A 23,513-nucleotide genomic window follows, 5' to 3' on the forward strand; every position below is an offset into this window, starting at 1 on the left:
AAAAACATCCGTCATCGCGCGGTGAAGATTAGCTGTTGCTTAGGAGTGGGCTTCCATGATCGAAAATTTCTGGAAGGATAAGTACCCTGTTGGGGTTGCTGCCGAAATCAACCCCGATCAGTACCCGAATATTCAAACGGTGCTGAAACAGTCTTGCGAACGCTTCGCCAACAAGCTGGCCTTCAGCAACATGGGCAAGTCACTCACCTACGGTGAGATGTATGAGTTGTCAGGTGCTTTCGCCGCTTACCTGCAACAACACACCGACCTGCAGCCAGGCGACCGCATCGCCGTGCAGCTGCCCAACGTCTTGCAATACCCGGTGGTGGTTTTCGGCGCCATTCGTGCCGGCCTGGTGGTGGTTAACACCAACCCGCTTTACACCGCGCGGGAAATGGAACACCAATTCAACGACTCCGGCGCCAAAGCGCTGATCTGCCTGGCCAACATGGCGCACCTGGCGGAAACCGTGCTGCCAAAAACGGGCGTCAAGCACGTTATCGTTACGGAAGTCGGCGACATGCTTTCGCCGCTCAAACGCCTGCTGGTCAACAGCGTGGTCAAGTACGTGAAGAAGATGGTGCCGGCCTACAACCTGCCGAACGCCGTCAAACTCAACGACGCCCTGGCCAAAGGCCGTGGCCAGAAGGTCAACGAAGCCAACCCGCAAAGCAGCGACATCGCCGTGCTGCAGTACACCGGCGGCACTACCGGCGTGGCCAAAGGCGCGATGCTGACGCACCGCAACCTCATCGCCAACATGCTGCAAGTGAAGCAACTGATGGGCGCCAACCTCAATGAAGGTTGCGAGATCGTCATTGCACCGCTGCCGCTTTACCACATCTATGCGTTCACCTTTCACTGCATGGCCATGATGTTGCTGGGCGGCCATAACGTGCTGATCACCAACCCGCGCGACTTGCCGACCATGGTCAACGACCTGTCGAAATTCAAGTTCACTGGTTTTGTAGGCCTCAACACCTTGTTTGTTGCCCTGTGCCACAACGAAGGCTTCCGTCGCCTGAACTTCTCCTCGCTGAAACTCACCGTTTCCGGCGGCATGGCGCTGCAGCAAGCGGCGGCCGAGCGTTGGAAGGAAGTCACCGGTTGCGCCATTTGCGAAGGCTTCGGCATGACCGAAACCAGCCCGGTTGCCACCGTGAACCCGTTCAACGCCATTCAGTTGGGCACCATCGGCATTCCCTTGCCCTCCACCTTGTGCAAAGTCATCGACGATGAAGGCAAGGAGTTGGAAATCGGCGCGGTCGGCGAGCTGTGCGTCAAGGGCCCGCAAGTGATGAAAGGCTACTGGCAGCGCCAGGAAGCCACCGACGAAATTCTCGACAGCGAAGGCTGGCTGAAAACCGGTGACATCGGCCTGATTCAGGAAGACGGCTACCTGCGCATTGTCGACCGCAAGAAAGACATGATTCTGGTCTCGGGCTTCAACGTGTACCCCAATGAATTGGAAGATGTGCTCGCCACCTTGCCGGGTGTGATGCAGTGCGCCGCCATCGGCATTCCAGATGAGAAGTCGGGCGAAGCGATCAAGATTTTCGTGGTCGTGAAACCGGGCGCCAGCGTGACCAAAGAGCAAGTCATGGAGCACATGCGCGCTAACGTAACGGGCTACAAAGTGCCCAAGGCCGTTGAGTTCCGCGACGTGCTGCCGACCACCAACGTCGGCAAAATCCTGCGTCGTGAACTGCGCGATGAAGAGTTGAAAAAGCTCGGTAAAAAGTAAGTCCGCCGTGAATAAAAAAACGCCACCGCCCAGGTGGCGTTTTTGTTTGTGGCGGGTTTGTCCGGCTAAGGCGGGCTGGTGAGAAGGCATTGGGGTAGAAGGTAAATTCAGCAAGCCCCTGCCTACGATACTGTGTCGGCGTAGGAAATTTGCCTATCGCCTTGTTTGGATGTCATGGATCACTGGCGGACGTAGCGGGCATTCACCGATTGCTTTCGCGTTCAGGCTTGCGGCTTCGAATCTTTCGCGAGTTTGCCGATGAAAACGTTTCGTTTGCTCAAGGATGTGGCAGGGAGACTTTCCCGGCGTCAGGGACTTTCCAATCAGATTCTAGGGATCTGCACCGGACCGAAATTGGGACGACGAGACCTATGTGAACGCGCAGGAAAGCCCAGCCGCCGTTCGGCCAGGCGACGTCCATTCATGCCTGCGCTGGTGTTTTCCTTGCTTGGCTTCGGGGCTTGCTCTAATGCGCAGGCGGTTTGCAGTTATCCCGGCTTGGACGGGGGGTTTGGCGAAATAAAGTTGATGCAGGCGAGCGCGGACCTCTTGAACTACAAGTTCTGGTTTGAGGATTCAAAAAATCCGTACCCAAATGAAACCTTGATGATGTTGAAAGAAATACCCCTGAAGCCAAGCGGGTGCGACCAGGGAACATTTCCTGCCGAATTTACAAACAAAAGGCTGCGGATGGTGTATTTCCCACCCAGTAGCGCAACCGCGATCGGTAGCCGGTTTCGCATCCCGTCCACAAGCCAAGGGGTCGCATTCGATGTCGAGCTACTCGGAAAAGGGCCGTCTTTCGAAACGGGTGGCATCGAAATCGGGAGGAGCAAAGGAGCGGTGGTGGCGGGGGGCTCGCTCCCTATAACCAGAGCCTTCGATAACTTTGTGCTGAGAGTGTCGATGGTAAAAACGGGACCTTTCTCCGCGACGTCATCGAACCCGCACGGCCAATATCCCGTATCGATAAGGCTCGGCAGCGAACAGCTCGGTAGTTTTAAGTTTTATTCAGAAGATGGAACGACATCCACTCGGTACGAGGAAAGAATTGGCTTCCCTGACCAGCAGGTCGCTGCGGGACAACGGCTGCCCTGGATAGCCTATGCCGGAGCGCCAGCGTGCGGCTTTGTATCGGTTCCAAGCACTACTTCGACTATAAAACTGGCCGATGTAAGCCAGCAGCGGTTCAAAGCGGTTGGACCGATTGAGGACGGCGCCAAGACGCAGGACATGAAGTTTCGATGCTGGGGGGGACTTTCCACCAGGCCGATGGTCACGTTTGAGGCGACCTATCCGTTAGTCGGCGCCGTCGGTGTAGGCATGCAATCGGCTTCGAGCGATGTGGGCGTGCAGATATTCTTGGATGACCAGCCTGTGCCGCTAGGCAAAGAGCTGGGCATCGCTATTACCATGAACCCTTTTCCCAAAGATTTTGGAGTACCGGACCCGACTAGCAGCGGACACTTCTGTGTAACCAATTGCGGTTCCGATATGAGCGGGCCGCAGTGGCTGGATGGCAAGAGCGGGCTAGGCGAGGCGACGGCATCCTTTAGATTCAAGTACTACCAGACGACAACTAAAAAACCGGAGGTGCAGCAGGTGCTTGTGCCATTTTCGATCACGATTGATGTGCCGTAGGCGATAGGGCTGCTGGCAACCCAATGGGGCGCATCAATCGCGCACCAGCCCGCCTCATTCGCCTTTGCCAACAGACGGGGCAGATGTCGCTAACGCCGACCACCGGCAAAATCTGCGACAATCTGCCCCCGCCTTTTGACTGTTGCCGCCCCCCGATGACCGACGCCACGCCCTCCTTTGATGCCCTGCTGAAAAACCTTGATCAAGCCTTGGTCGCCGACCGTCATCGTTTGCGTCGCCAGCTGCATGAGTTGCGCAAAGCCGGGCACGCCGACGAAGGCAAGTTGGCGCACTGGCTGGAGCGCTTCCAGCAGAGCTGCGCCAAGGTCGAGGCGCGACGTCTTAGCGTGCCGGCGATGCGTTACGACGACAGCCTGCCCATCGCCGCCAAGCGCGATGAAATTAAAGCTGCGTTGGCCAAGCATCAGGTACTGATCATTGCCGGCGAGACCGGCTCGGGGAAAACCACGCAGTTGCCGAAAATCTGCCTGGAAATCGGTCGCGGGTTGCACGGCCTCATCGGCCACACCCAGCCACGGCGTTTGGCGGCGCGCAGCGTGGCGACGCGAGTGGCGGAAGAAATCGGAACACCGCTCGGTGAGCTGGTCGGTTATCAGGTGCGGTTTGAAGACCAGAGCAAAGACAGCTCACTGATCAAACTGATGACCGACGGTATCTTGTTGGCCGAAACCCAGCATGACCGGTACCTGGAAAAGTACGACACGCTGATCGTCGACGAAGCGCACGAACGCAGCCTGAACATCGACTTCCTGCTCGGCTACCTGAAAACGCTACTGCCGCGTCGTCCGGATCTGAAGGTGATCATCACCTCGGCGACCATCGACCTCGAACGCTTCTCCAAGCACTTCGACAACGCGCCGATTGTCGAGGTCTCGGGCCGCACCTTCCCGGTGGAAACCTGGTACCGGCCCTTGGTAGCAGAGGTTGACGAAGAGGGCGAGAGCCTGGTTGACGACCTAAGCGTCGACCAAGGCATTCTCGCCGCGCTGGACGAAATCGACGCGTTCGAGCGCAGCGAAGGCAAGCGCCCGGGCGATGTGCTGGTGTTCTTGCCGGGCGAGCGTGAAATTCGCGACTGCGCCGACATGCTGCGCAAAGCCAATTTGCGCTTCACTGAAGTGCTGCCGCTGTACGCGCGGCTGACGCCGGCCGAGCAGCAGAAGATTTTCGCGCCCATGGCTGGGCGCAAAATTGTGCTCGCCACCAACGTCGCGGAAACCTCACTCACCGTGCCCGGCATCCGCTATGTGATCGACAGCGGCACCGCGCGCATCAGCCGTTACAGCTACCGCGCCAAAGTGCAGCGTCTGCCCATAGAAGCGGTGTCGCAAGCCAGCGCCAACCAGCGCAAAGGCCGTTGCGGGCGGGTAGAGCCGGGCATTTGTGTGCGGCTTTACAGTGAAGAAGATTTCCTCGCACGCCCAGCCTTCACCGACCCGGAGATTCTGCGCACTAACTTGGCGGCGGTGATCTTGCAGATGCTGCACCTGCGCCTGGGCGAGATCGACGCGTTCCCCTTTATCGAGCCGCCGGATGGCAAAGCCATCAGCGACGGCTTCAACTTGCTGCAAGAACTGTCGGCGGTGAACCGTGAAGGCCAGCTGACGCCGATTGGTCGGCAATTGGCGCGCTTGCCCATCGACCCGCGCCTGGGCCGCATGGTGTTGGAAGCCGCCAAGTTGGGCAGCCTCGACGAATTGCTGATCGTCGCCAGCGCGTTGTCGGTGCAAGACCCACGCGAGCGGCCGATGGACCGCCAGCAAGCCGCCGACCAGGCCCACGCGCAGTGGAAGGATGTCGACTCCGACTTTGCCGCCCTGATCAACCTGTGGCGCGGCTTCGAGGAAAAGCGCCAGGAGCTGGGTTCCAACCCGCTGCGTAACTGGTGCCGGAAAAACTTCCTTAACTACCTGCGCCTGCGCGAATGGCGCGACGCTCACCGTCAACTGGTGCTGATCACCCGCGAACTCAAGCTGGCCCCCGACCGCGCCGCCGATTCGTCCCGCAAGAGCGAACCTGCCCGCGAAAGCGACGCCAAGCTCCACGCGAAAGCCAATCCGCCCGCCGGCAAAAACGCCGAATCCCTGGAAGCGGCGCAACGCGCCAAAGATTACGCCGCGGTACACAAAGCCATCCTCTGCGGCTTGCTCAGCCAGATCGGACAGAAAACCGAAGACGGCGACTATCTCGGCGCCCGTCAGCGGCGTTTCTGGATTCACCCGTCCAGCGTCATCGGCCGCAAAAAACCGCAATGGATCATGGCCGCCGAGCTGATGGAAACCACCAAGCTGTTCGCCCGCCAGGTGGCCAAAATCGAGCCGGACTGGATCGAGCCGCTGGCCGGTCACCTGATCAAGAAAAACCATTTCGAACCGCACTGGGAGAAACGCCGCGGGCAAGTGGTGGCGTTCGAACAGATCACCTTGTACGGCATGATTGTGGTTGGTCGCCGGCCCGTGCACTTCGGCCCGATCGAGCCGGTGGTGGCGCGTGAATTGTTTATCCGCGAAGGGTTGGTGCGCGGCGAGATTCAGTCGCGGACCAAGTGCCTGAAAGCCAACCAGGAACTGCTGGAGCTGTTCGACGAACTGGAAGCCAAGGCTCGCCGCCGCGACATTCTCGCCGACGAAGAAACCCTGTTCGCCTTCTATGACGCGCGCCTGCCTGCCGATATCTACCAAACCGCCACCTTCGACAGCTGGTACAAAACCGAAAGCGCGAAGAACCCGCAGCTGCTGATCATGCGCGAGGAAGACATCCTCGCCCGCGACGCCAGCGAAGTGACCGACGCGCAGTACCCCGATCACCTGCAACTGGGCGACCTGCGCCTGCCGCTGACCTACCACTTCGAGCCCAACCACCCGCGCGACGGCGTAACGCTGCGCGTGCCGGCACCGCTGCTGCCGCAAATTCCCGGCGAACGCTTGCAGTGGCTGGTGCCGGGGTTACTGGAAGCCAAGAGCATTGCGCTGGTGCGTGAGCTGCCGAAAGCGCTGCGCAAAAACTTTGTGCCGGTTCCCGACTTCGTCAAAGCCGCCTTGTCGCGCATCGCCTTCGGCCAGGGCTCGTTGGTTCAGGCATTGAGCGCCGAATTGCTCCGTATGACCGGTGTGCGAGTGTCGGAAGAGGCGTGGGCCGAGGCGGAGCAACAGGTAGAAAACCACCTGAAAATGAACCTGGAAGTGGTCGACGGGCAGGGCACGTTGCTTGGCGAAGGTCGCGACCTGGCCGAACTGACCGCGCGCTTTGCCGAAGCCAGCCAGGCCGCCTTGGCCATGGTTAAAACCGACAAGCAGCAAAAGCCGGTGGAAGCCAAGGTGTTCGCGCCCGTGGCGCAGACCACGCAGCAAAACATCGCCGGCCTGTCGATGACCGTGTACCCGGCGCTGGTGGAGGAGGGCGGCACGGTCAAAGAAGGCCGCTTCGCCACCGCTGCCGAAGCCGAATTCCAACACCGTCGCGCCTTGCAACGCTTGCTCCTGCAACAGCTCAGCGAGCCGGCGAAATTTCTGCGCAGCAAGTTGCCGGGCCTCACGGACCTGGGGCTGCTGTACCGCGACCTTGGCCGGGTCGATGGGTTGGTGGAAGACATTCTGCTGGCCAGCCTCGACACCTGCATTCTCGACGGCGAAAACCCCTTGCCCCGCGACGGCGTTGGCTTGCTGGCGCTGGCCGAGAAGAAACGTGGCGCCTGGGCCGAGCATGCCGAACGCCTGGCGCGCCTGGCCCTGGAAATTCTCAAGCTGTGGCACGGCTTGCAAAAGCGCTTCAAAGGGAAAATCGACCTGGCTCAAGCCGTCGCCCTCAACGACATCAAGGCGCAGCTAAGCCACTTGGTGTACCCAGGCTTCGTGCGCGAAACCCCGGCCGAATGGCTGAAGGAACTGCCGCGCTACCTGAAGGCCGTCGAACAACGCTTCGAAAAACTCGGCTCGCAATTGCAGAAAGACCGAGTGTGGAGCGGCGAGCTGGCTGGGTTGTGGGGGCAATACCAGGCCCGCGCCGACAAGCACGCGCAGGAAGGCAAGCGTGATCCACAGCTGGTGCTGTATCGCTGGATGCTGGAGGAATATCGGGTGTCGTTGTTTGCCCAGCAGCTGGGCACCAAGCTGGCGGTATCGGATAAACGCTTGGGTAAGCAGTGGGCGGCGGTGGAGGCATAAAGCGGCGTCGCAGCTTCCCCCCTCTCCCTAACCCTCTCCCCCGAGGGGCGAGGGGACTGATCGGTGTTCTTGCGGTAAACGCCGATGGGCTCCCCTCGCCCGTTTACGGGAGAGGGGCTGGGGGAGAGGGTACGCTTTTATTTGCGATTCACCGCCCGCGCCGCATGCAACACATCGGCACCAATCTCACCTTCAAACTGCTTCCACACCGGCAACATCGCCTCCCGCCAGGCCGCCTGTTCTGCCGGGGTCAGGGTGATGATTTTGGCTTTTCCGCCCGCGATCAACTGCTCGTAATCGCGCTGGTTATTGGCTTCGGCAGTCTGGTTAACCGACAGGGTGACCTCGTCCAGAATCGACTCCAACTCGGTGCGAATCTGGAACGGAATGCTGGTCCAGAACTTACTGTTGGTCACCACCATGTAGCTCAGCACGCCATGGTTGGTGATGGTCACGTACGGCTGCACTTTCTCGAATTTCTGCGAGACAAAGTTCGACCACGGGTTTTCCGTGCCCTGTACGGTGCCGCTTTCCAACGCCTTGTAGGTCTCGGCGAACGGCAGCTTCACGGTGGTGGCACCCAGGGCTGCGAATTGGGCTTCCAGCACGCTGGACGCTTGAATGCGGAAGGCCAGGCCTTTGGCATCGGTCGGGGTGTGAAGGGCTTTGTTAGCCGAGAGCTGCTTCATGCCGTTGGTCCAGAAGCCCAGGCCGTAGATGTTGCTGCTGTTCATCGAGCGCAGCAGTTCGCGGCTTTTTTCACGCTTGAGGAAACGGTCGACCGCTGCCTGATCGGTAAACAGGAACGGCAGGTCGAACACTTGCAGTCGCTTGGTGTACTTGTCGAATTTCGACAGCGACGGCGCCAGCATTTGCACACGGCCATCGGCCAGCGCGGCCAGTTCTTCGCCGTCGCCGAACAGCGCGGAGTTGGCGTACACCTCAACCTTCACTTTGCCGGCCAGGCGTTCTTCCACCAATTTTTTGAACAGCAAGGCGCCTTGGCCCTTGGGCGTACTTTCCGCCGACACGTGGGAAAACTTGATAACGATTGGGGCTGCATCTTCAGCCGTCGCCATTGAGGGGCTGATCGTCAGCAGCAAGGCGGCGAGCGCCAAAGACAGATACTTGAACATCGGTTTTCCTTAAATTCTGCCAAGCCAAAGAACCCGCCTCAGGCTTGTGGCCTGAACGGGGCATGCGTGTGTCGGATGTAGTCAGCGAGGGGCGATAAGTGCCGTCGCCTGCTCGGGGCAAGCGCGGATCGCCGTGCTGTTTATTATTGGTAGGGCCGCCATGACTGGTGGGCCAGGGTAGGACCGCCAGGTTTGCGAAGGGCGGGGATTTTTCCGTAAAGCGCCGCGCGCCGCAACCTGCGGTATGCCGAGGCGCTCGCAATTCTGAAAAATAGTGGGGTTTTCAGACGAGGGGCTGAGCCGGTATGGTTTGCCCTCAGCCCAACGGACGGAGAACCTAGATGAGCTTGCACGGCGACTACGACAACCAGAACATTTTCGCCCAGATCATTCGCGGCGACGCGCCCTGCTACAAACTCTACGAAGATGACGACGTGCTGGCGTTTCTCGACGTGTTCCCGCAGTCGTTCGGCCACACCTTGGTGATCCCCAAACGCTCGGCGGCGCGCAACATTCTGGAAGTCGATACCGGTGCGTTGGGCAAGGTTATGGCCGTGGTGCAAACACTCACCCGCGCGATCGTTGAGGAACTGGAACCGGCCGGCGTACAAATCGCCCAGTTCAACGGGGCGCCAGCCGGGCAGACGGTGTTTCACATTCATATGCATATCGTGCCGCGCTATGCCGGTGAAGGGCTGGGCGTTCACGCCAGCCAGAAGGCGGACGCGGCCGAGTTGCAGCAGTTACAAGCACGGTTGGTTGAGCGGCTTAACGGCTGATGCCTGCGACCCTATTGTCATTGAGCCACGCGCCCTACTAAACTTGCCGCCGGGCGCGACAGGGCGCCCGCTCTCGCAAAAGCCAGCCGCACCTGTCGTTCGGTTTCTTCCTTCGGATTTACCGCAACCTGAATCTCCACGCCGCAGCGAGAACGGCCACATTGGAAGAGGAAAGGTTTATGTGGTCTACATCCAACCCGTTGTCCCCCACCCATCGAAACAGCGACTTTCTGCGCAGCCACGCGCGGCGTCTGTTGCGGCACGCTCGTTCGGACAGCTTGAGCGTGGCGCTGCCCGTATTGCGCCGGCTGCACGCGGCGAAGCTTAGCGGTGGTTTGAGCGTGTCCGCGTTGCAGGCCAACCGCGCCAGTTTGCAGTTGAAAACGCTTTTGCGACTGTTGGCGGTGGAATTGGGCTACGCCGACTGGGCGGCCTGTAAAGCTGAAATCGACACACGCGAGGCGGCCTGCCTGGATCGCTATCGCCTGGATGCTGGCGCTTTCGGCGACTACGAAAAACACTGGTTCCCGGACCCGACTTCAGCGCGCGACTGGCAACGCGCGCATGGCGGGTATGTCGTGCAATACGGCGAGCAGGCGGTGGCCATCTTGCGACCGGCATAAGCGCCGAGTTTGGCGTTCCCGTTCGCGATTCTGGATCCCCGCCTGCGCGGGGATGACGGAGGTGGGTTGGAGGACTGACGTCATTCCCGCGAAGGCGGCGGTCCGACGACTCGGAATCCAAAATCGCAAACCCGGCGCGCCTCTACAGGCCACACCCCGTCCTACAGATGTTGCGTAAGCGCCGAGCTTGGCGTTCCCTTTCGCGATTCTGGATCCCCGCCTGCGCGGGGATGACGGAGGTGGATTGGAGGACACACGTCTTTCCCCAAGGCGGCGGTCCGACGACTCGGAATCGAGAATGGCAAAGCCGGCGCGCCTCTACAGGCCACACCTTGTTCTGTAAAAACGGCTTTACCGGCTTAGCCGAATTTCGCCAGGTTGGCACCCAACTCGCGCTCCATTTCCCCGTCCGTTTGCCCGCCGTTTTCCATCATCCATTGCACCCGCTCCAGTGTCGCTGGTGCATTCATGTCGGCGCCGAAGCGCTGCGATTCTTCTACCAAGGCCGCCTGCGGTGCGGCGCTCACCTGGTCGACCACTGCTTTGATATGGGCAATGCCCGCCGCTGGAAAACTGGCGATGCGTTGCGCCAGCGTCTCGCAATGGGCGCTGAGGTCCGAGTCGGGAACCGCGCGGTTGATCCAGCCGTAGCGTTCGGCAGTGTCGGCGTCGAAGTCGGCGCCGCCCAGGCAAATTTCCAGCGCGCGGCCGCGCCCAGCCAGTTGCGTCAAGCGCACCGTGCCGCCTGCGCCTGGCAGTAAGCCGACGGCTACTTCTGGCTGGCCCAATAGGGCGCGTTCGCGTGAGGCAAAGCGCATGTCCAGCGCTAACAAAAACTCACTGCCGGCCCCGCGCGCACGGCCGCGCAGTTCGCCGATGGTCACTTGCGGCAGGCGGCTAAAGCGGGTGAACAGGGCGCTCAGCAAACTGGCCTGGCCTTCGGGTAACGGCGGCGCGGGCTGGTGCAGTTGGCTGCCAAGGTCAAAGTGGGCAATGAAGAATTCAGGGTTGGCGCTGCGAAACAGCACCACGCGGGTCTCGCGGTCGGCTTCCAGACTTTTCGCCAGTTTCAGCAGGTCGATAATCACCTCGCGGTCCATCAGGTTGATGGGCGGGTGATCGAACTCGATGGTAGCCACGCCATTGGCGTCGCGGCGGGTGAGGGTGCGGTAGTCGCTCATGCTGGTCTCCTTGGGGATGGCAGCAGGTTGGCGCGGCGCGGGGCCGGGGCTCAAGGACTATCCAGTTGGGTGATGCCGGGCATAACGGGTGCGTGTGCTTGTGGGAGCGGCCGGGCGGCAGTCCGATCAGCCGCGATGCTTTTCGAGAGCATCGCGGCTAAAGCCACTCCCACAAGGTTTCCGGGTCAAGCCTATTGCAGGCTCTCGCGCAAATTGGCCACTTCGCCCGCCGTAACAGCCGGCGCGGCATTGCCCCAGGTGTTGCGTACGTAAGTCAGCACGTCGGCGACGTTTTCGTCCGTGAGGTTCCAGGCGAATGCCGGCATGGCGGGCCCTGTCGGTGCGGCTTCGGTGCCACCGGCACGGCTGCCGGCCAGTACCACGCGAATCAGCGAGGTCGGGTCGGTGCTGTTAACCAATGGCGCGGCGGCCAGTTTCGGGAACAGCGTTTTGATCCCTTCACCGTTTGGCACGTGGCAGGCGGAGCAGCGGTCGGCGTACAACGCTTTACCCGCCACCATCGCCGGGTCATCGGCCGCTATCGGCTGCGGCGCTGGCGACGGTTTCTGGCCGTCTTTGAGGTAAACCGCTACCGCCATCAGGTCTTCATCGGTCCAGTGCTGAGTCGAGTTTTCCACGGCCTCGGCCATCGGCCCGGAGGCGATGTCGAACCGGTTGGCACCGGTTTTCAGGTACTCGACGATGTCCTCGTTGCTCCACTGGCCAATGCCACTGTGCGGGTTGGAGGTGATGTCCGGGGCGATCCAGCCCTGCAAATCGCCACCGGCGAGGAACTGGTCATTGTCGTCACCGCCGATGATGTTTTTCGGCGTGTGGCAGGTGCCGCAGTGACCAAGACCTTCCACCAGGTACGCGCCTCGGTTCCATTGCGGCGTTTTTTCCGCGTTGGGCACGAATTCACCGGCGGTGAAGTTCAGCCAGTTCCAGCCAATGAGGCTGGTGCGCACGTTGAAGGGGAAGGGCAGTTGGTTGGTTTCGACCGGGTTGTTCACCGGCTCCAACGTCTGCAGGTACGCCCACAGGGCGCGGTTGTCTTCGCGCGTGACCTTGGTGTACGCGGTGAATGGCATGGCGCCGTACAGGCGTTTGCCGCGGCGGCTGTGGCCTTCGGACATCACGGCCTGGAAGTCGTCGAAATTCCAGTGGCCCAGGCCGGTTTCCGGGTCTGGCGTGATATTGGCGCCGACCAGTTTGCCGAACGGCGTTTCAATCGACACGCCACCGGAAAACGCCGGTTTGCCCGGCACGGTGTGGCAGGCAGTGCAGTCGCCGAGCACGGCCAGGTAGCGGCCTTTTTCCACCATGTTGTACGAGTCGGCGCCGGAGGCTGCGTGAACGCTGAGGCTCAGGCCGAACAGGGCAAAGGCGCCCAGGGAAATGAAAGTTTTCATACGCTGATCATCTCCCCAGGGCGTTTCAGGTACAGGCGGCGAATGGCGTCTGCTGCTTTGAAGGCCAGCGCGCCCACGGTGCCGGTGGGGTTGTAGCCGGGGTTCTGTGGGAAGGCGGAAGAGCCGACCACAAACAGGTTGGGCACGCCCCACACTTGCAGGTGCTTATTGACCGAGCTGTTTTTCGGGTCGGCGCCCATGATGAAACCACCGACGATGTGCGACGACTGATACGAGGTGTTCGACCACGGCCCTTTCCTCGGTGCCGGTACGAATTCACGCGGGTTCATGGCCTTCGCGATTTCCACCACTTTGTTGGTGCAGTACTGCGCCATCTTCAGGTCGTTTTCCGGGAAGTCGAAGGTGATGCGCAGCAGCGGTCGGCCGTGCGGGTCGGTGTAGTTCGGGTCCAGCGACAAGTAGTTATTGCGCGTGGTGTAGCTGCTGGCCTCGCAGCCGATGGACATGCTGCTCAGGTAGTTTTCCACCGTGGCTTTTTTCCACTTCGCGCCCCAGTTCGGGGTGCCCGGCGGCACGGGTCGTGAGTCGATGGGCGGCGCGCCAATCGGGGTGACGCGCGTGCTGCCGCCACCGACGAAGCCAAGCCCGGAGTGGTCGAAGTTGTCGTTGTTGAATTCGTCGATGCCCATACCGATGGCGCCGCCGCCGATAAACGGGTTGAAGTTCTTATCGTTGAAGAACATGCGCACGCTGTTGGCGGTTTGGTAGGCGAAATTGCGACCTGTGGTGCCGGTGTTGGCGATGGGGTTGTAGGGTTCGCCGATGCCGGAAAGCAGCATGAGCCGCACGTTTTCGAAGATGAACGCGGCGATCACCACGATCTCGGCCGGCTGTTCCCACTCTTCGCCGCTGGAGTCGACGTAAATGATGCCGGTGGCGCGGGTGCCGGTGCTGTCCATCACCACCTTGAGCACTTCGGAGTTGGTTTTGGCGGTGAAGTTGGGCTTGCGAATCAGCGCCGGTAGCACGTTGACGATGGCGCTGGCCTTGGAGTAGTTGGCGCAGCCGTAGTTGGTGCAGAAGCCGCAGAAGGTGCACGGCCCCATGGTGACGCCCAACTGGTTGGTGTAAGCCTGCGAGGCCAGTGCCGAGGGCACCGGGAACGGTTTGTAGCCAAGGTTTTTCGCGGTTTCAGCGAATAGCGTCGGTGCGTAGGTTTGCGCAGTGGGCGGGTTCGGGTATTCCTTGGAGCGGGCGCCCTCGAATGGGTTGCCGCCTTCGACCAAGGTGCCGTTGAGGTTGCCGGCTTTGCCGGACACGCCTGCCAACCGCTCGAAGGCGTCGTAGTGCGGCTCCATTTCTTCCCAGGTGGTGCCCCAATCTTGCAGGGTCAACTCGGCGGGCACTTCGTTGCCGTAGCGCTCTTTCAGGTGGCTGGCCAGGCGAAATTCTTCGGGCTGGAAGCGGAAGGTAATGCCGGCCCAGTGGTTACCGGCGCCGCCGGTGCCGTTGCCGGGGTGGAACGAGCCCCACACCCGCATCGGCAATGCCGTTTCCGACTCTTTGTTGCGCATGGTGCAAGTGTTTTGCTTGGTGCGCAGCATCAGCTCCTGGCGGCGGCTGTAGCGCAATTCGTCGGTGGCGTGGGCCAGGTTGAAATCGCTGGCGGTGTCGCGCCACGGGCCGCGTTCAAAGCCGATGACGTTAAGCCCGGTGTCTGCCAGTTCGTTCGCGATAATCGAGCCCGCCCAGCCGAGACCGACAACCACCACGTCGGTGGAAGGAAGTTTTTTAGCCATGATGAGTTAACCCTTTTTGTTCCAGGCGGAGCTGCCGATGATCGAGAGCGGGGTGAGATTCAGCTTCTGGTTATGCAGCCCCACGTAGTCGCGGTAGTCGTAGCGCGCGCCGGGGAAGCCGATCATTTTCCAGGCCACCATGTCGCGGTTGCCGCCGTAGATAGGGTCGGCAAAAAAGCCTTCCATGGTGTTGTCCAGCACTTGCTGGAAGAACGCCTTGGCTTCGATGCCTTCGAGCGTGATGGCGCCTTTTTCCAGGTCGACCAGCACCTTGTCGCGCTGCTCCGGTGGCAGCTCGCTGAATTTTTTCTGAAAGGTGGCCTGGCAATATTTGTCCAGCCCGGCCAGGCCGAGGCGATAACGCTCGCGTGGCACCAAGGGCGACTGGTCGGCCTGTGCGGGCGTGCCGGGGGTAAACGGGCCTTGCATATATAAGCGGCCGAAGTCGCCGTAGTCGCTCATCATCTGGCGGTCCATGAACACCACACAGCCGGCTTCTTTACCGCTGACGCTCAGTTCGTCAGCAGGAATCAGCTGCTCAACGATGGCCTCAAGCTCAACCACTTCCTCTGGCGTAAAAAATTGCCAACCCGGACTGTCGTAGTGCAGCGGGCCGTTGTGGTCGAAGGGCAGCCATTTGGGCGTGCCGATCACGGTGGCCGCCTGGGCGGTTGCGGCGGCGCCAATAGCCAGGGAGGTGGCGGAAGTTTTCAACAACTGCCGGCGGGTGAAGCCTTTGGATTGCTCAGTCATGCAGGGCTCCTGACGCAGCGCGCGCCTCGGGTGCTGGGTTACAGCTTGGTAGAGGCGGGCCTGCCGTTATCAGTTCACGGGTTTTTTGCGAGCCTGGCCATAGGGTCAGACGAGCGAAGCGAGGGTGCGAAAGGTGGCTGGTTGTGGCCCCGGATGCGGATTAACGGCAAGGCGTTATCCGCGGTCGTCTTGTCCGCGCGGATTTTTAGACTACGGTTCATTACAAATTGTTGCAGGTTTTATCCGCGTAAATATCTGTTGCGGCTGGGGTAACAATCCGCGTGCTAGACGCATTCCGACATTGTGTCCGCAGCTTCAAGGCGAGCCGCTTGAGCGGCCAGCAGCCCGGCGTAAAACAGCTGCACGGTTCCGCCGTACAAAGCGCTGGGCAGCAGATCGCCGGCGAAGTGATTGCAGTCACCGTTGGGCAAGGCCAGCACGGGACTGTGTTTTTTGTTGGTTAATAGAAGAAAGGTCGATTGGTGGGTGAAATCGAGCACCACGCACTTTCCGGTCCACCCGGTGTGCGCCACGGCGTTGCCAGCGGCCGGCAGCAGCACGCCGTAAATCAACTGCGTGCTGGCTGTTGGAACCTGGAAACCCAGGGCGTAGGTGGCGTCGGCGTTTAGCGTTTGGGTGAACAGCTGCACCGTCTGCGCCGAGCACAGGCGGTAATCGCCCAGGCTGCCGCCGTTGAGCAGCAGTTGGCTCAATACGCTGAGGTCGGCTGCGGTGGAAAACAGTCCAGCATGACCTGAGACCTGGCCCATGGCGTAGTAGGCCATTTCGTCATGCACCTCGCCTTGCAGCGTGTGGGTGCGAATGTTGGGAAACCAGACGTGTCCGTCACGGGTATTACCGCAGCGCTCCGTGGCTTCGAAGCGGTTTCGGTCGACGCCGCGTTCGCGCATTTTGTAGCCGGTGTCATGCAAGCCCAGCGGCGCATAGATGTGTTCGTGAACGTAGGCGTCTTGCGTCACGCCCGTGACGGTTTCGATGATCAAACCCAGCATCGCAAAGCCAACGTCGCTGTAGAGCGTCACGCTATCGGGCTCATGCCGTAGCGGCACCAGGGGCAGCAGCCAGCATGTTTGCGTGCGGCTCTGAGAGTAAAACGCGGCGGGCACTTGCTTGGGGTCGTAAAAATGAAAGGACGAGGGCAGGCCCGATCGATGCTGCAGCAAATGCCGCACCGTAACCTTTGCTTTGCTGCCGCCGGCGAAGGTCGGCAGGTAATGCGAGACAGGGGCGTCGATGCTCACCGCGCCTACGTCCACCAAGTGCATCAGCGCCAGCGTGGTGGAAAAGATTTTGGTCAGGGAGGCGAGGTCGAACAGGGTATCGGCGCGCATGGGCTCGGGTGTCGGCATCAGTGCCGTTTCGTTGTAGCGCCGCTGTTGACCGTGCGCCTCGAACAGCACCGGTCGGCCCTTGCAGTGGGCGGCGATCACCGCGCCGGGTAAACCGTTGGCGACGGAAAAGCGCAGCTCATTTTGAATTTTTTCCCGCCAGCTAGCGGGGTAATCGGCGTTGGCAGTCATGGGCGAGGCGCTCCGTCGGCAGTGGGAAGCCAGTCAACCATAGGGGCCGAGCGCTATTTAAGCTGACGCATCCGGCCGTTCCTGGTGCCTTTTCCGAAGACTGCCCTTGCTGTATCGGACGCGGTTGTGTGCCTTCTCGGCGGTGACGAACGTCTGCCGGTATCGCTGGGGATTTGTAGTCCTTTTCGGGCACAATAGCCGCCATTCCGATCAATAACGTTGCAAGAGGATCGACCGTGTATAACGTCGTCATCAGCGGTACCGGCCTATTTACCCCGGAAAACAGCATTTCGAACGATGAGCTGGTGGAGTCCTTTAATACTTACGTGCGGCAATTCAACGCCGACAACGCTGCCGCCATTGAACGCGGTGAAGTCGAGGCGCTGAGCGAGTCCAGCAGCGCTTTCATCGAAAAAGCCTCCGGCATCAAAAGCCGCTTTGTAATGAACAAAGAGGGCATTCTCGACCCGCAACGCATGACCCCGCGCCTGCCGGAACGCTCTAATGAAGAGTGGGGCATTCTCTGCCAGATGGGTGTGGCGGCGGCTGAACAAGCCTTGCAACGCGCCGGCAAAACCGCGGCGGATGTCGACGGTGTGATCGTTGCCTGCTCGAACCTGGAACGCGCCTACCCGGCCGTGGCCATTGAAGTGCAAGCCGCGCTGGGCATCACCGGCTTCGCCTATGACATGAACGTGGCGTGTTCGTCTGCCACCTTCGGCATTCAGGCCGCGACCCAGAACATCCAGCTGGGCCAGGCTCGCGCCATCCTCGTGGTGAGCCCGGAAATCTGCACCGGCCATTTGAATTTCCGCGACCGCGACAGCCACTTCATCTTTGGCGATGCCGCCACCGCCGTGCTGGTGGAACGTGCCGATCTGGCTACTTCGGCCTACCAGTTCGACGTCGTCAGCACCAAGCTGCTGACTCAGTTCTCCAACAACATCCGCAACAACTTCGGCTTCCTCAACCGCGCTGCGGAAGAGGGCATCGGCCAGCGCGACAAACTCTTCGTGCAGGAAGGCCGCAAGGTATTCCGTGACGTGTGCCCGATGGTGGCCGAGCTGGTGGGCGAGCACCTGGCCGCCAACGACATTCAGGTGTCTGACGTTAAACGCTTCTGGCTGCACCAGGCCAACCTGAGCATGAACCTGCTGATCACCAAAAAGCTGCTGGGCCGCGACGCTTTGCCGGACGAAGCACCGGTGATTCTCGATACCTATGCCAACACCAGCTCGGCTGGCTCGGTTATCGCCTTTCACAAAAATCAGGACGACTTGCCAAGCGGCACCCTGGGCGTGCTCAGCTCGTTCGGCGCCGGTTACTCCATTGGCAGCGTGATTCTGCGTAAGCATTGATGAGCGCGCCGCCCGACGCGCAGCTACTGCCACGCCTGCTGGCCGGCGACCAACTGGCCTTTCGCGAGTTGGTCGCCAGTTATCAGAGCGCGATGCGCGCGGTGGCCTATGCCATTGTCGGCAGCCGCAATGCCGATGAAGTGGTGCAAGACGCCTGGCTGGCGGTGGTGCGCAACCTGGCTGGTTTTCAGGGCCGTTCGAGTCTGAAAACCTGGCTGCTGACCATCACCGCCAACACCGCCAAAACCCGCCTTAAACACAACCGCCGCGAAGTACTGCTGGACGATATTCCATCGCCCCACGGCAGCATCGACGACAGCCGTTTCGCCGAAGACGGCCACTGGCTGCTGGCGCCGCACAACTGGCATCAGGATTCGCCGGAAGCGTTGCTCACCGAAGACGAGCTGCGCGAATGCCTGGAGAAAACCTTGGCGAGTCTGTCGGATTTGCAAGGCAGCGTGCTGAACCTGCGCGAACGGCAGGGCCTGGAGTTGGAGGAGATCTGTAATCTTCTCGACATCTCGCTCTCCAATGCACGGGTGCTGTTGCATCGCGCACGGCTCAAGGTGTTTGCCACCCTGGAGCATTTCGAGGAGACGGGGCATTGCTGACGTGTAAAGAACTGGTGGCCCATTCGAGTGATTTTCTCGACGGGCAATTGCGTCTGCGCTCACGCATTGCCGTGCGGCTGCACCTGGCCAGTTGCACCAACTGCCGCCGGTTTATTCGGCAGATGCGCCTTACCCGAGCGGTAATGCGCGACCTGCCAGAGGCGCCGATTCCTGACCTCGACAGCCTGGCGCAACGCTTGGCCGAGCTGCAACAAAAGGGCGAGTAAGCCTTCTATTTATACGGTGGCGAAGCGATCTTCCAGGTACTGCATGATCGCCTTGGATTCATACATCCACGTGGTGCCGCCGTTTTCTTCGATACGCAAGCACGGCACTTTGATCGCGCCGCCACCGGCCAATAGCGCTTGGCGGTGTTGCTCATTGTTCTTAGCGTCGCGCAGCTCAACCGGCAGATTCAGGCGGTGCATGGTGCGGCGGGTGCGTACGCAAAACGGGCACGCCTGGAACTGATACAGCGCCATGCCTGAGGTGGCCTGGGCGACTTGGGCTTGCGCCTCGGGCGTGCGCTTTTGTTTGCGCGGGCGGGTTATGAAGTCGATGAACACGATGAGCTGGCCCAAGCCAACCCGTAACGCTTTGATAAGCACCAGAACACCCTCAACGGCTGAAAATTCGAGGGCGGAGCTTACCTGAATGCGTGCGCCCTGGCCTTAGCCCGAGCGCATTTAGCCGCGCCGCCGATCAGGCGTGGGCTTCGCCGAAAAAGCGTTTGAACGAGCGCGACAGCCAGCCGCCGCTGTGTTTGTTGTCCACCAGGGCGTTGATATTGTTCTTCACCGTCTGGGCGTAGGCCTTGTCGTCGTTGCGGATGTGGTTGAACAACCAGCGTGACAACAGGTTGATCAGCTCCTGCGTCACGTCTTCGCCTGCGCGAAAACGCAAATTGAACTCGCTGACCCGGTCGGTAAAAATTTCATGCACGCGCTTGTGCGGGCGGGTAAAGGCATAGCCGGCTTCTTCCAGCAACGCTTCCTCGAAGGCGAAGTGCGAGAGCGTGTAGTCGACCAACTCGCTGAGCACCTCGCCGACTTCTTCGCGGCTGTGATTGTTTTCGTCGGCGTGAATCAGCTGGTTGATCATGGCGACGATGCGTTTGTGCTGATCGTCGATGATCTGAATGCCGGTGTTGAGGTCTTCCTGCCAGACTAAATAAGCCATGCGATTGCGTCCTTAGCGTGCTGCTCGACGGCGTGCGAGCGGATGCGCCAAGGCTAGTGAGGGGCTTTAGGAACGGGCCTGACTTACATCAAAGCCGATTACGTTTGTAGGAATTTTCCTAGAGATTTGCGAAGTACCACATGGCCGCGCTGTGAATTCGAGGCACAAAAAAACCGGCACAGTGGCCGGTTTTTTTCGTATGGCGTGGCTTAGCGAATCAAGCCCATGAACTCGCTCCGGGTGGCGGCGTTCTGGCGGAATTCGCCGAGCATTACCGACGTCACCATCGACGAATTCTGCTTCTCGACACCGCGCATCATCATGCACATGTGCTGCGCTTCGATCACCACGGCCACGCCCAAGGCGCCGGTGACGGTCTGCACCGCTTCAGCAATCTGGCGGCTAAGGTTTTCCTGAATTTGCAGGCGGCGGGCGTACATGTCGACGATGCGCGCCACTTTCGACAAGCCCAACACTTTGCCGCTAGGAATGTAGGCGACGTGGGCTTTGCCAATGAACGGCAGCAGGTGGTGTTCGCACAGCGAGTACAGCTCGATGTTCTTCACCAACACCATTTCGCTGTTGTCGGAGCTGAACAGGGCACCGTTGGTGACTTCTTCCAAGGTCTGTTCATAACCGCGGCAAAGATACTGCATGGCTTTGGCGGCACGCTTGGGCGTGTCGAGCAGGCCTTCGCGGGAAACGTCCTCACCCAGTTGGCTGAGGATCGCGGTGTAATTCTGTTCCAGAGACATGATCTACCTGTAAGGCATGGGGGCAGTAAGCAGAAGACGCAGGGTAGGGCGCGGCACCGCCGCTTGCAAGCACTCCATGAGAAGCGTCCTACTCGTCGCGGCCATCCATCATGGTGCGTTTGAGCAGCACGTAAATAGCGCCTGTGCCGCCGTGTTTCGCCAGGCACGAGGCAAAACCGAGCACGCCTTGGTGCTGACGCAGCCAGGTGTTGACGTGGCTTTTGATCATCGGCCGCTTGCCATCCATGCGCACCGCCTTGCCGTGGGTGACCCGTACGCAGCGGATTTCCAGCTTGTTGGCTTCGGCAAGGAATTCCCACAGCGTGTCGCGGGCCTTTTCGACGTTCATGCCGTGCAGGTCGAGACTGCCTTCGAAGCTGATCTGGCCCAGCTTGAGTTTGCGCATCTGGCCGTCTTGCACGCCGTCGCGCGCCCAGTACAGCGGGTCTTCGGCGCCGACGTCGATAACGAACTGGTCAGACAAACCATCAACACGAGTAACGCCTTCGGAAATGGTCGCGGCCTGGCGCAGGGCCTGCACACGGGCGCGGTCCGCTTTGGGTTTACCGGTTTCGGCACGGTCGTGCTGGAGAGGTTTGATGCCGCGAGTTTCGTTTTTGAAGAGGGAAAAGTCGTCGTCTTGCATGGGAGGTCTCCGCGAATGGGCCTAGTTTACCCATCCGTTCGCCACTTGGGGCGAACAACCCCCCAACGAATCAGTCGTGTTTTTTCATCAGGTGCGGAGCCAATGCCAGGTCGCTTGGGCGACGAAGACGGCGGCGGCAGCGGCGCCACGCGGCAATTCCGAGCCAGAGCAACACCAGGCCAAAGACCAGGATGACGGTGGCGCTGCCGGGCGTGTCGCTCAAACCGCCAAGGGCCGGTGGACGACCCAGCAGCGTGGCGGCGCCGGCCATGGCCAGCAAAATTCCGAGTACGGCGAACAGCGCCGAAAGGGCGGCCGCGAAGCGCCAGCGCCAGCTTCCGGGGCCGCGTGGGCGAAGGCGTCGGGCATCGAAACCATCAGACAATTTCATTCCGCTTTCCTTTCAGGGTGTCGGCGGTATGACCGGTGCACGGGGTCGAGGTTCACTCACCGGGCCGTCGTAAGTCGGCGGGCGCCCGGTTTGGCGTGGGAAACAGGCTTAGATTAACGCCTTGGCGTGGCTGACCAGCGCGGCGAAGTTGTCCGCCAGAATGGCCATTTCAGTGCGGTGCACCTCGGCGGCACTGATCACGCCTTCGCCGTACGGCAGGTCGCGCGTGGCGCAGGCGCTGTCGACCAAGGTGCAGCGGTAACCATAGTCTTTGCAGGCGCGCACAGTGGTGCTGATGCTGGAGTGGGTCATGAAGCCGCAAATGATCAGATCCAGGCGGCCGATGACTTCCAGGCGGCCGTGCAGGTCGGTGCCGGAAAAGGCATTTGGCAGGCGTTTTTCCACCACGGTTTCATTCGGAAGCGGCGCCAATTCGGGCATGAATCTTCCGCGTGGGCCTTGCGGATCGAGAAAGCCGCCGGGAACCCCCAGGTGCTTTACATGAACGATTGGCGTGCCATTGGCGCGGGCGGTTTCAAGCAGGCTGGCGATCTCCGCAATGGCGGCGTCCAGGCCGGGCAGGGGCATGGCGCCGCTGCGGTATTCCTCTTGCGCATCGATAATCAGCAGGCAGGCATTACTCAAACTGGCCGGCGGATAACTGCGGCCGGTGAGCTGGAGTAAGGTTTGCGGTTGGGACATGTCGTGGCTCCTGACAGACGCGAATGGGCGTCATTGTCACCCCACAGGCGGTGCGTGTGAACCATTTACTTGTACGTCTGTGCTATGGGCCGATTTTGCGCCGCGTGCGCCGATGGCAAGAAAGCGACCGAGCCGCCAGCGCCTTCGGCTAAACTGCCGGCCTCGACTTTGGAGATGCCGCTGTGACCGTTTCGACCTCCCGTTTGCGTACCCTGCGTGACCACATTCGCTGGGCTGTCAGCCGCTTTCATGCCGAAGAACTGTTCTTCGGCCATGGCACCGACAACGCCTGGGACGACGCGCGGCAGCTGGTGCTCGGCGCCGTGCACCTGCCGTGGGAAGTGGCCGACGCCTACCTCGACTGCCGCCTCGAAGACGACGAGCGCGACTACCTCCACTCCCTGCTCAAACAACGCATCGAAGAGCGCGTTCCCACTGCGTATCTGCTGGGCGAAGCCTGGTTCTGTGGCCTGCCATTTGTAGTGGATGAACGCGTGCTGATTCCGCGCTCGCCGATTGCCGAGCTGATTCAACAGCGCTTCAACCCCTGGCTGGCCGCCACGCCGGCACGCATTCTCGACCTGTGCACCGGCTCGGGCTGCATCGGCATTGCCTGCGCCTATGAGTTTGCTGGTGCTGAAGTGGTGTTGGCGGATCTGTCGTTCGAGGCGCTGGAAGTGGCGAACCAGAACATCGAACGCCATGGCCTCGATGAGCGGGTGTTCACCGTGCAAGGCGACGGTTTTGCCGGTTTGCCGGGGCAGCGTTTTGACCTGATCGTTTCCAACCCGCCTTATGTCGACGCCGAAGATTTCGCCGATATGCCCGCCGAATACCAGCACGAGCCTGAACTGGGCCTGGCCTGCGGCGACGACGGCCTGGACTTGGTGCGCCGCATGCTCGCCGAAGCGGCTGACCATTTGACCGAGCAGGGTTTACTGGTGGTGGAAGTGGGCAACAGCCAGGTGCATGTGGAAGCGCTGTACCCGGAAGTGGACTTCACCTGGGCCGAGTTCACCAACGGTGGGCATGGCGTGTTTTTGCTGACGGCGGAGCAGTGCCGGCGGCATCAGGGATTGTTTGCCGAGCGGGTTTGAAGTCCGCCTCTTACGCCTTG

The 23,513-nt window shown here is 60.7% G+C and carries 21 protein-coding genes; 9 read left to right on the forward strand and 12 right to left on the reverse strand.

Annotated elements, in window-relative coordinates; all coding sequences use genetic code 11:
* Nucleotides 1-55 precede the first annotated feature (55 nt).
* From fadD1 to hrpA, 3 genes are all read left to right on the forward strand, one after another.
* Nucleotides 56-1,744, forward strand: a complete 1,689-nt coding sequence (gene fadD1, locus AC0IW7_RS04975) for a long-chain-fatty-acid--CoA ligase FadD1 (protein WP_122496675.1) — start codon at nt 56-58, stop codon at nt 1,742-1,744.
* Between the two features lie 423 nt (nt 1,745-2,167).
* Nucleotides 2,168-3,385, forward strand: a complete 1,218-nt coding sequence (locus AC0IW7_RS04980; RefSeq protein ID WP_471816165.1) for a hypothetical protein — start codon at nt 2,168-2,170, stop codon at nt 3,383-3,385.
* A 155-nt stretch (nt 3,386-3,540) separates the two neighbouring features.
* The gene (gene hrpA / locus AC0IW7_RS04985; RefSeq protein ID WP_471816167.1) at nt 3,541-7,569 is read left to right on the forward strand and encodes an ATP-dependent RNA helicase HrpA; all 4,029 of its coding nucleotides are present in this window, start codon (nt 3,541-3,543) and stop codon (nt 7,567-7,569) included.
* A gap of 137 nt (nt 7,570-7,706) precedes the next feature.
* Here hrpA and AC0IW7_RS04990 read toward each other — a convergent pair whose 3' ends face one another.
* Nucleotides 7,707-8,705, reverse strand: coding sequence for a TRAP transporter substrate-binding protein (locus AC0IW7_RS04990; protein WP_471816169.1), 999 nt, complete (start codon nt 8,703-8,705; stop codon nt 7,707-7,709).
* 341 nt (nt 8,706-9,046) lie between these two features.
* Between AC0IW7_RS04990 and AC0IW7_RS04995 the strand changes: the two genes are divergently transcribed.
* Nucleotides 9,047-9,484, forward strand: a complete 438-nt coding sequence (locus AC0IW7_RS04995; protein ID WP_471816171.1) for an HIT family protein — start codon at nt 9,047-9,049, stop codon at nt 9,482-9,484.
* A gap of 179 nt (nt 9,485-9,663) precedes the next feature.
* Nucleotides 9,664-10,107 (forward strand): hypothetical protein, encoded by a 444-nt coding sequence (locus AC0IW7_RS05000; RefSeq protein ID WP_471816173.1) that lies wholly within the window; start codon nt 9,664-9,666, stop codon nt 10,105-10,107.
* A gap of 359 nt (nt 10,108-10,466) precedes the next feature.
* Here the strand turns inward: AC0IW7_RS05000 and AC0IW7_RS05005 are convergent, their stop codons facing one another.
* The 5 genes from AC0IW7_RS05005 to AC0IW7_RS05025 form a co-directional block, all read right to left on the reverse strand.
* On the reverse strand, nt 10,467-11,288 hold the full coding sequence (locus AC0IW7_RS05005) for an enoyl-CoA hydratase/isomerase family protein (RefSeq protein ID WP_471816175.1): 822 nt from the start codon (nt 11,286-11,288) through the stop codon (nt 10,467-10,469).
* A gap of 191 nt (nt 11,289-11,479) precedes the next feature.
* Nucleotides 11,480-12,700 (reverse strand): c-type cytochrome, encoded by a 1,221-nt coding sequence (locus tag AC0IW7_RS05010; RefSeq protein ID WP_471816177.1) that lies wholly within the window; start codon nt 12,698-12,700, stop codon nt 11,480-11,482.
* Entirely contained in the window at nt 12,697-14,460 is a 1,764-nt protein-coding gene (locus AC0IW7_RS05015; RefSeq protein WP_471816179.1) for a GMC family oxidoreductase, read from the reverse strand. Before AC0IW7_RS05015 ends, AC0IW7_RS05010 begins: the two co-directional genes overlap by 4 nt.
* A 6-nt stretch (nt 14,461-14,466) precedes the next feature.
* Complete coding sequence (locus tag AC0IW7_RS05020; RefSeq protein WP_471816181.1) at nt 14,467-15,213, reverse strand: gluconate 2-dehydrogenase subunit 3 family protein; 747 nt, start codon at nt 15,211-15,213, stop codon at nt 14,467-14,469.
* A 284-nt stretch (nt 15,214-15,497) separates the two neighbouring features.
* Nucleotides 15,498-16,754, reverse strand: a complete 1,257-nt coding sequence (locus AC0IW7_RS05025; RefSeq protein WP_471816183.1) for a serine hydrolase — start codon at nt 16,752-16,754, stop codon at nt 15,498-15,500.
* A gap of 236 nt (nt 16,755-16,990) precedes the next feature.
* Here AC0IW7_RS05025 and AC0IW7_RS05030 point away from each other — a divergent pair, with 236 nt between their 5' ends.
* Genes AC0IW7_RS05030 through AC0IW7_RS05040 form a run of 3 tightly spaced genes read left to right on the forward strand, consistent with a single transcriptional unit; the run spans nt 16,991 to nt 18,950 of the window.
* The gene (locus AC0IW7_RS05030) at nt 16,991-18,112 is read left to right on the forward strand and encodes a beta-ketoacyl-ACP synthase III (protein ID WP_122496704.1); all 1,122 of its coding nucleotides are present in this window, start codon (nt 16,991-16,993) and stop codon (nt 18,110-18,112) included.
* A complete protein-coding gene (locus AC0IW7_RS05035) occupies nt 18,112-18,723 on the forward strand; it encodes an RNA polymerase sigma factor (protein ID WP_463551788.1) in 612 nt (203 codons plus the stop codon). Before AC0IW7_RS05030 ends, AC0IW7_RS05035 begins: the two co-directional genes overlap by 1 nt.
* Nucleotides 18,717-18,950: an anti-sigma factor family protein gene (locus AC0IW7_RS05040; protein ID WP_471816185.1), complete on the forward strand. Its 234-nt coding sequence runs from the start codon at nt 18,717-18,719 to the stop codon at nt 18,948-18,950. Before AC0IW7_RS05035 ends, AC0IW7_RS05040 begins: the two co-directional genes overlap by 7 nt.
* A 9-nt stretch (nt 18,951-18,959) precedes the next feature.
* On the opposite strand, the gene AC0IW7_RS05045 is transcribed toward AC0IW7_RS05040, so the two are convergent.
* The 6 genes from AC0IW7_RS05045 to AC0IW7_RS05070 form a co-directional block, all read right to left on the reverse strand.
* Complete coding sequence (locus AC0IW7_RS05045) at nt 18,960-19,331, reverse strand: glutathione S-transferase N-terminal domain-containing protein (protein WP_122496713.1); 372 nt, start codon at nt 19,329-19,331, stop codon at nt 18,960-18,962.
* A gap of 94 nt (nt 19,332-19,425) precedes the next feature.
* Nucleotides 19,426-19,902, reverse strand: a complete 477-nt coding sequence (locus AC0IW7_RS05050; protein WP_471816187.1) for a bacteriohemerythrin — start codon at nt 19,900-19,902, stop codon at nt 19,426-19,428.
* A 209-nt stretch (nt 19,903-20,111) separates the two neighbouring features.
* Nucleotides 20,112-20,657, reverse strand: coding sequence for a GTP cyclohydrolase I FolE (folE, locus tag AC0IW7_RS05055; RefSeq protein WP_122451324.1), 546 nt, complete (start codon nt 20,655-20,657; stop codon nt 20,112-20,114).
* 88 nt (nt 20,658-20,745) lie between these two features.
* Nucleotides 20,746-21,303: a Smr/MutS family protein gene (locus AC0IW7_RS05060; protein ID WP_463541592.1), complete on the reverse strand. Its 558-nt coding sequence runs from the start codon at nt 21,301-21,303 to the stop codon at nt 20,746-20,748.
* 70 nt (nt 21,304-21,373) lie between these two features.
* Nucleotides 21,374-21,694 (reverse strand): hypothetical protein, encoded by a 321-nt coding sequence (locus AC0IW7_RS05065; protein WP_471816189.1) that lies wholly within the window; start codon nt 21,692-21,694, stop codon nt 21,374-21,376.
* 108 nt (nt 21,695-21,802) lie between these two features.
* Entirely contained in the window at nt 21,803-22,396 is a 594-nt protein-coding gene (locus AC0IW7_RS05070) for a cysteine hydrolase family protein (protein ID WP_471816191.1), read from the reverse strand.
* A 182-nt stretch (nt 22,397-22,578) separates the two neighbouring features.
* Between AC0IW7_RS05070 and prmB the strand changes: the two genes are divergently transcribed.
* Nucleotides 22,579-23,493: a 50S ribosomal protein L3 N(5)-glutamine methyltransferase gene (gene prmB, locus AC0IW7_RS05075; protein WP_471816193.1), complete on the forward strand. Its 915-nt coding sequence runs from the start codon at nt 22,579-22,581 to the stop codon at nt 23,491-23,493.
* The last annotated feature ends 20 nt before the right edge of the window (nt 23,494-23,513 follow it).

The sequence above is a fragment of the Pseudomonas sp. AC229 genome (assembly GCF_979254655.1).

What these genes read in the sequence shown, in the direction of transcription:
- AC0IW7_RS05070 (WP_471816191.1), bottom strand. Translation starts at nt 22,396, where the DNA reads ATGTCCCAACCGCAAACCTTACTCCAGCTCACCGGCCGCAGTTATCCG.
- AC0IW7_RS05010 (WP_471816177.1), bottom strand. Translation starts at nt 12,700, where the DNA reads ATGAAAACTTTCATTTCCCTGGGCGCCTTTGCCCTGTTCGGCCTGAGC.
- fadD1 (WP_122496675.1), top strand. Translation starts at nt 56, where the DNA reads ATGATCGAAAATTTCTGGAAGGATAAGTACCCTGTTGGGGTTGCTGCC.
- AC0IW7_RS04980 (WP_471816165.1), top strand. Translation starts at nt 2,168, where the DNA reads ATGCCTGCGCTGGTGTTTTCCTTGCTTGGCTTCGGGGCTTGCTCTAAT.
- folE (WP_122451324.1), bottom strand. Translation starts at nt 20,657, where the DNA reads ATGTCTCTGGAACAGAATTACACCGCGATCCTCAGCCAACTGGGTGAG.
- AC0IW7_RS05005 (WP_471816175.1), bottom strand. Translation starts at nt 11,288, where the DNA reads ATGAGCGACTACCGCACCCTCACCCGCCGCGACGCCAATGGCGTGGCT.
- AC0IW7_RS05000 (WP_471816173.1), top strand. Translation starts at nt 9,664, where the DNA reads ATGTGGTCTACATCCAACCCGTTGTCCCCCACCCATCGAAACAGCGAC.
- AC0IW7_RS05020 (WP_471816181.1), bottom strand. Translation starts at nt 15,213, where the DNA reads ATGACTGAGCAATCCAAAGGCTTCACCCGCCGGCAGTTGTTGAAAACT.
- AC0IW7_RS05025 (WP_471816183.1), bottom strand. Translation starts at nt 16,754, where the DNA reads ATGACTGCCAACGCCGATTACCCCGCTAGCTGGCGGGAAAAAATTCAA.
- AC0IW7_RS05060 (WP_463541592.1), bottom strand. Translation starts at nt 21,303, where the DNA reads ATGCAAGACGACGACTTTTCCCTCTTCAAAAACGAAACTCGCGGCATC.
- AC0IW7_RS05015 (WP_471816179.1), bottom strand. Translation starts at nt 14,460, where the DNA reads ATGGCTAAAAAACTTCCTTCCACCGACGTGGTGGTTGTCGGTCTCGGC.
- AC0IW7_RS05035 (WP_463551788.1), top strand. Translation starts at nt 18,112, where the DNA reads ATGAGCGCGCCGCCCGACGCGCAGCTACTGCCACGCCTGCTGGCCGGC.
- AC0IW7_RS05050 (WP_471816187.1), bottom strand. Translation starts at nt 19,902, where the DNA reads ATGGCTTATTTAGTCTGGCAGGAAGACCTCAACACCGGCATTCAGATC.
- AC0IW7_RS05065 (WP_471816189.1), bottom strand. Translation starts at nt 21,694, where the DNA reads ATGAAATTGTCTGATGGTTTCGATGCCCGACGCCTTCGCCCACGCGGC.
- AC0IW7_RS04995 (WP_471816171.1), top strand. Translation starts at nt 9,047, where the DNA reads ATGAGCTTGCACGGCGACTACGACAACCAGAACATTTTCGCCCAGATC.
- hrpA (WP_471816167.1), top strand. Translation starts at nt 3,541, where the DNA reads ATGACCGACGCCACGCCCTCCTTTGATGCCCTGCTGAAAAACCTTGAT.
- AC0IW7_RS04990 (WP_471816169.1), bottom strand. Translation starts at nt 8,705, where the DNA reads ATGTTCAAGTATCTGTCTTTGGCGCTCGCCGCCTTGCTGCTGACGATC.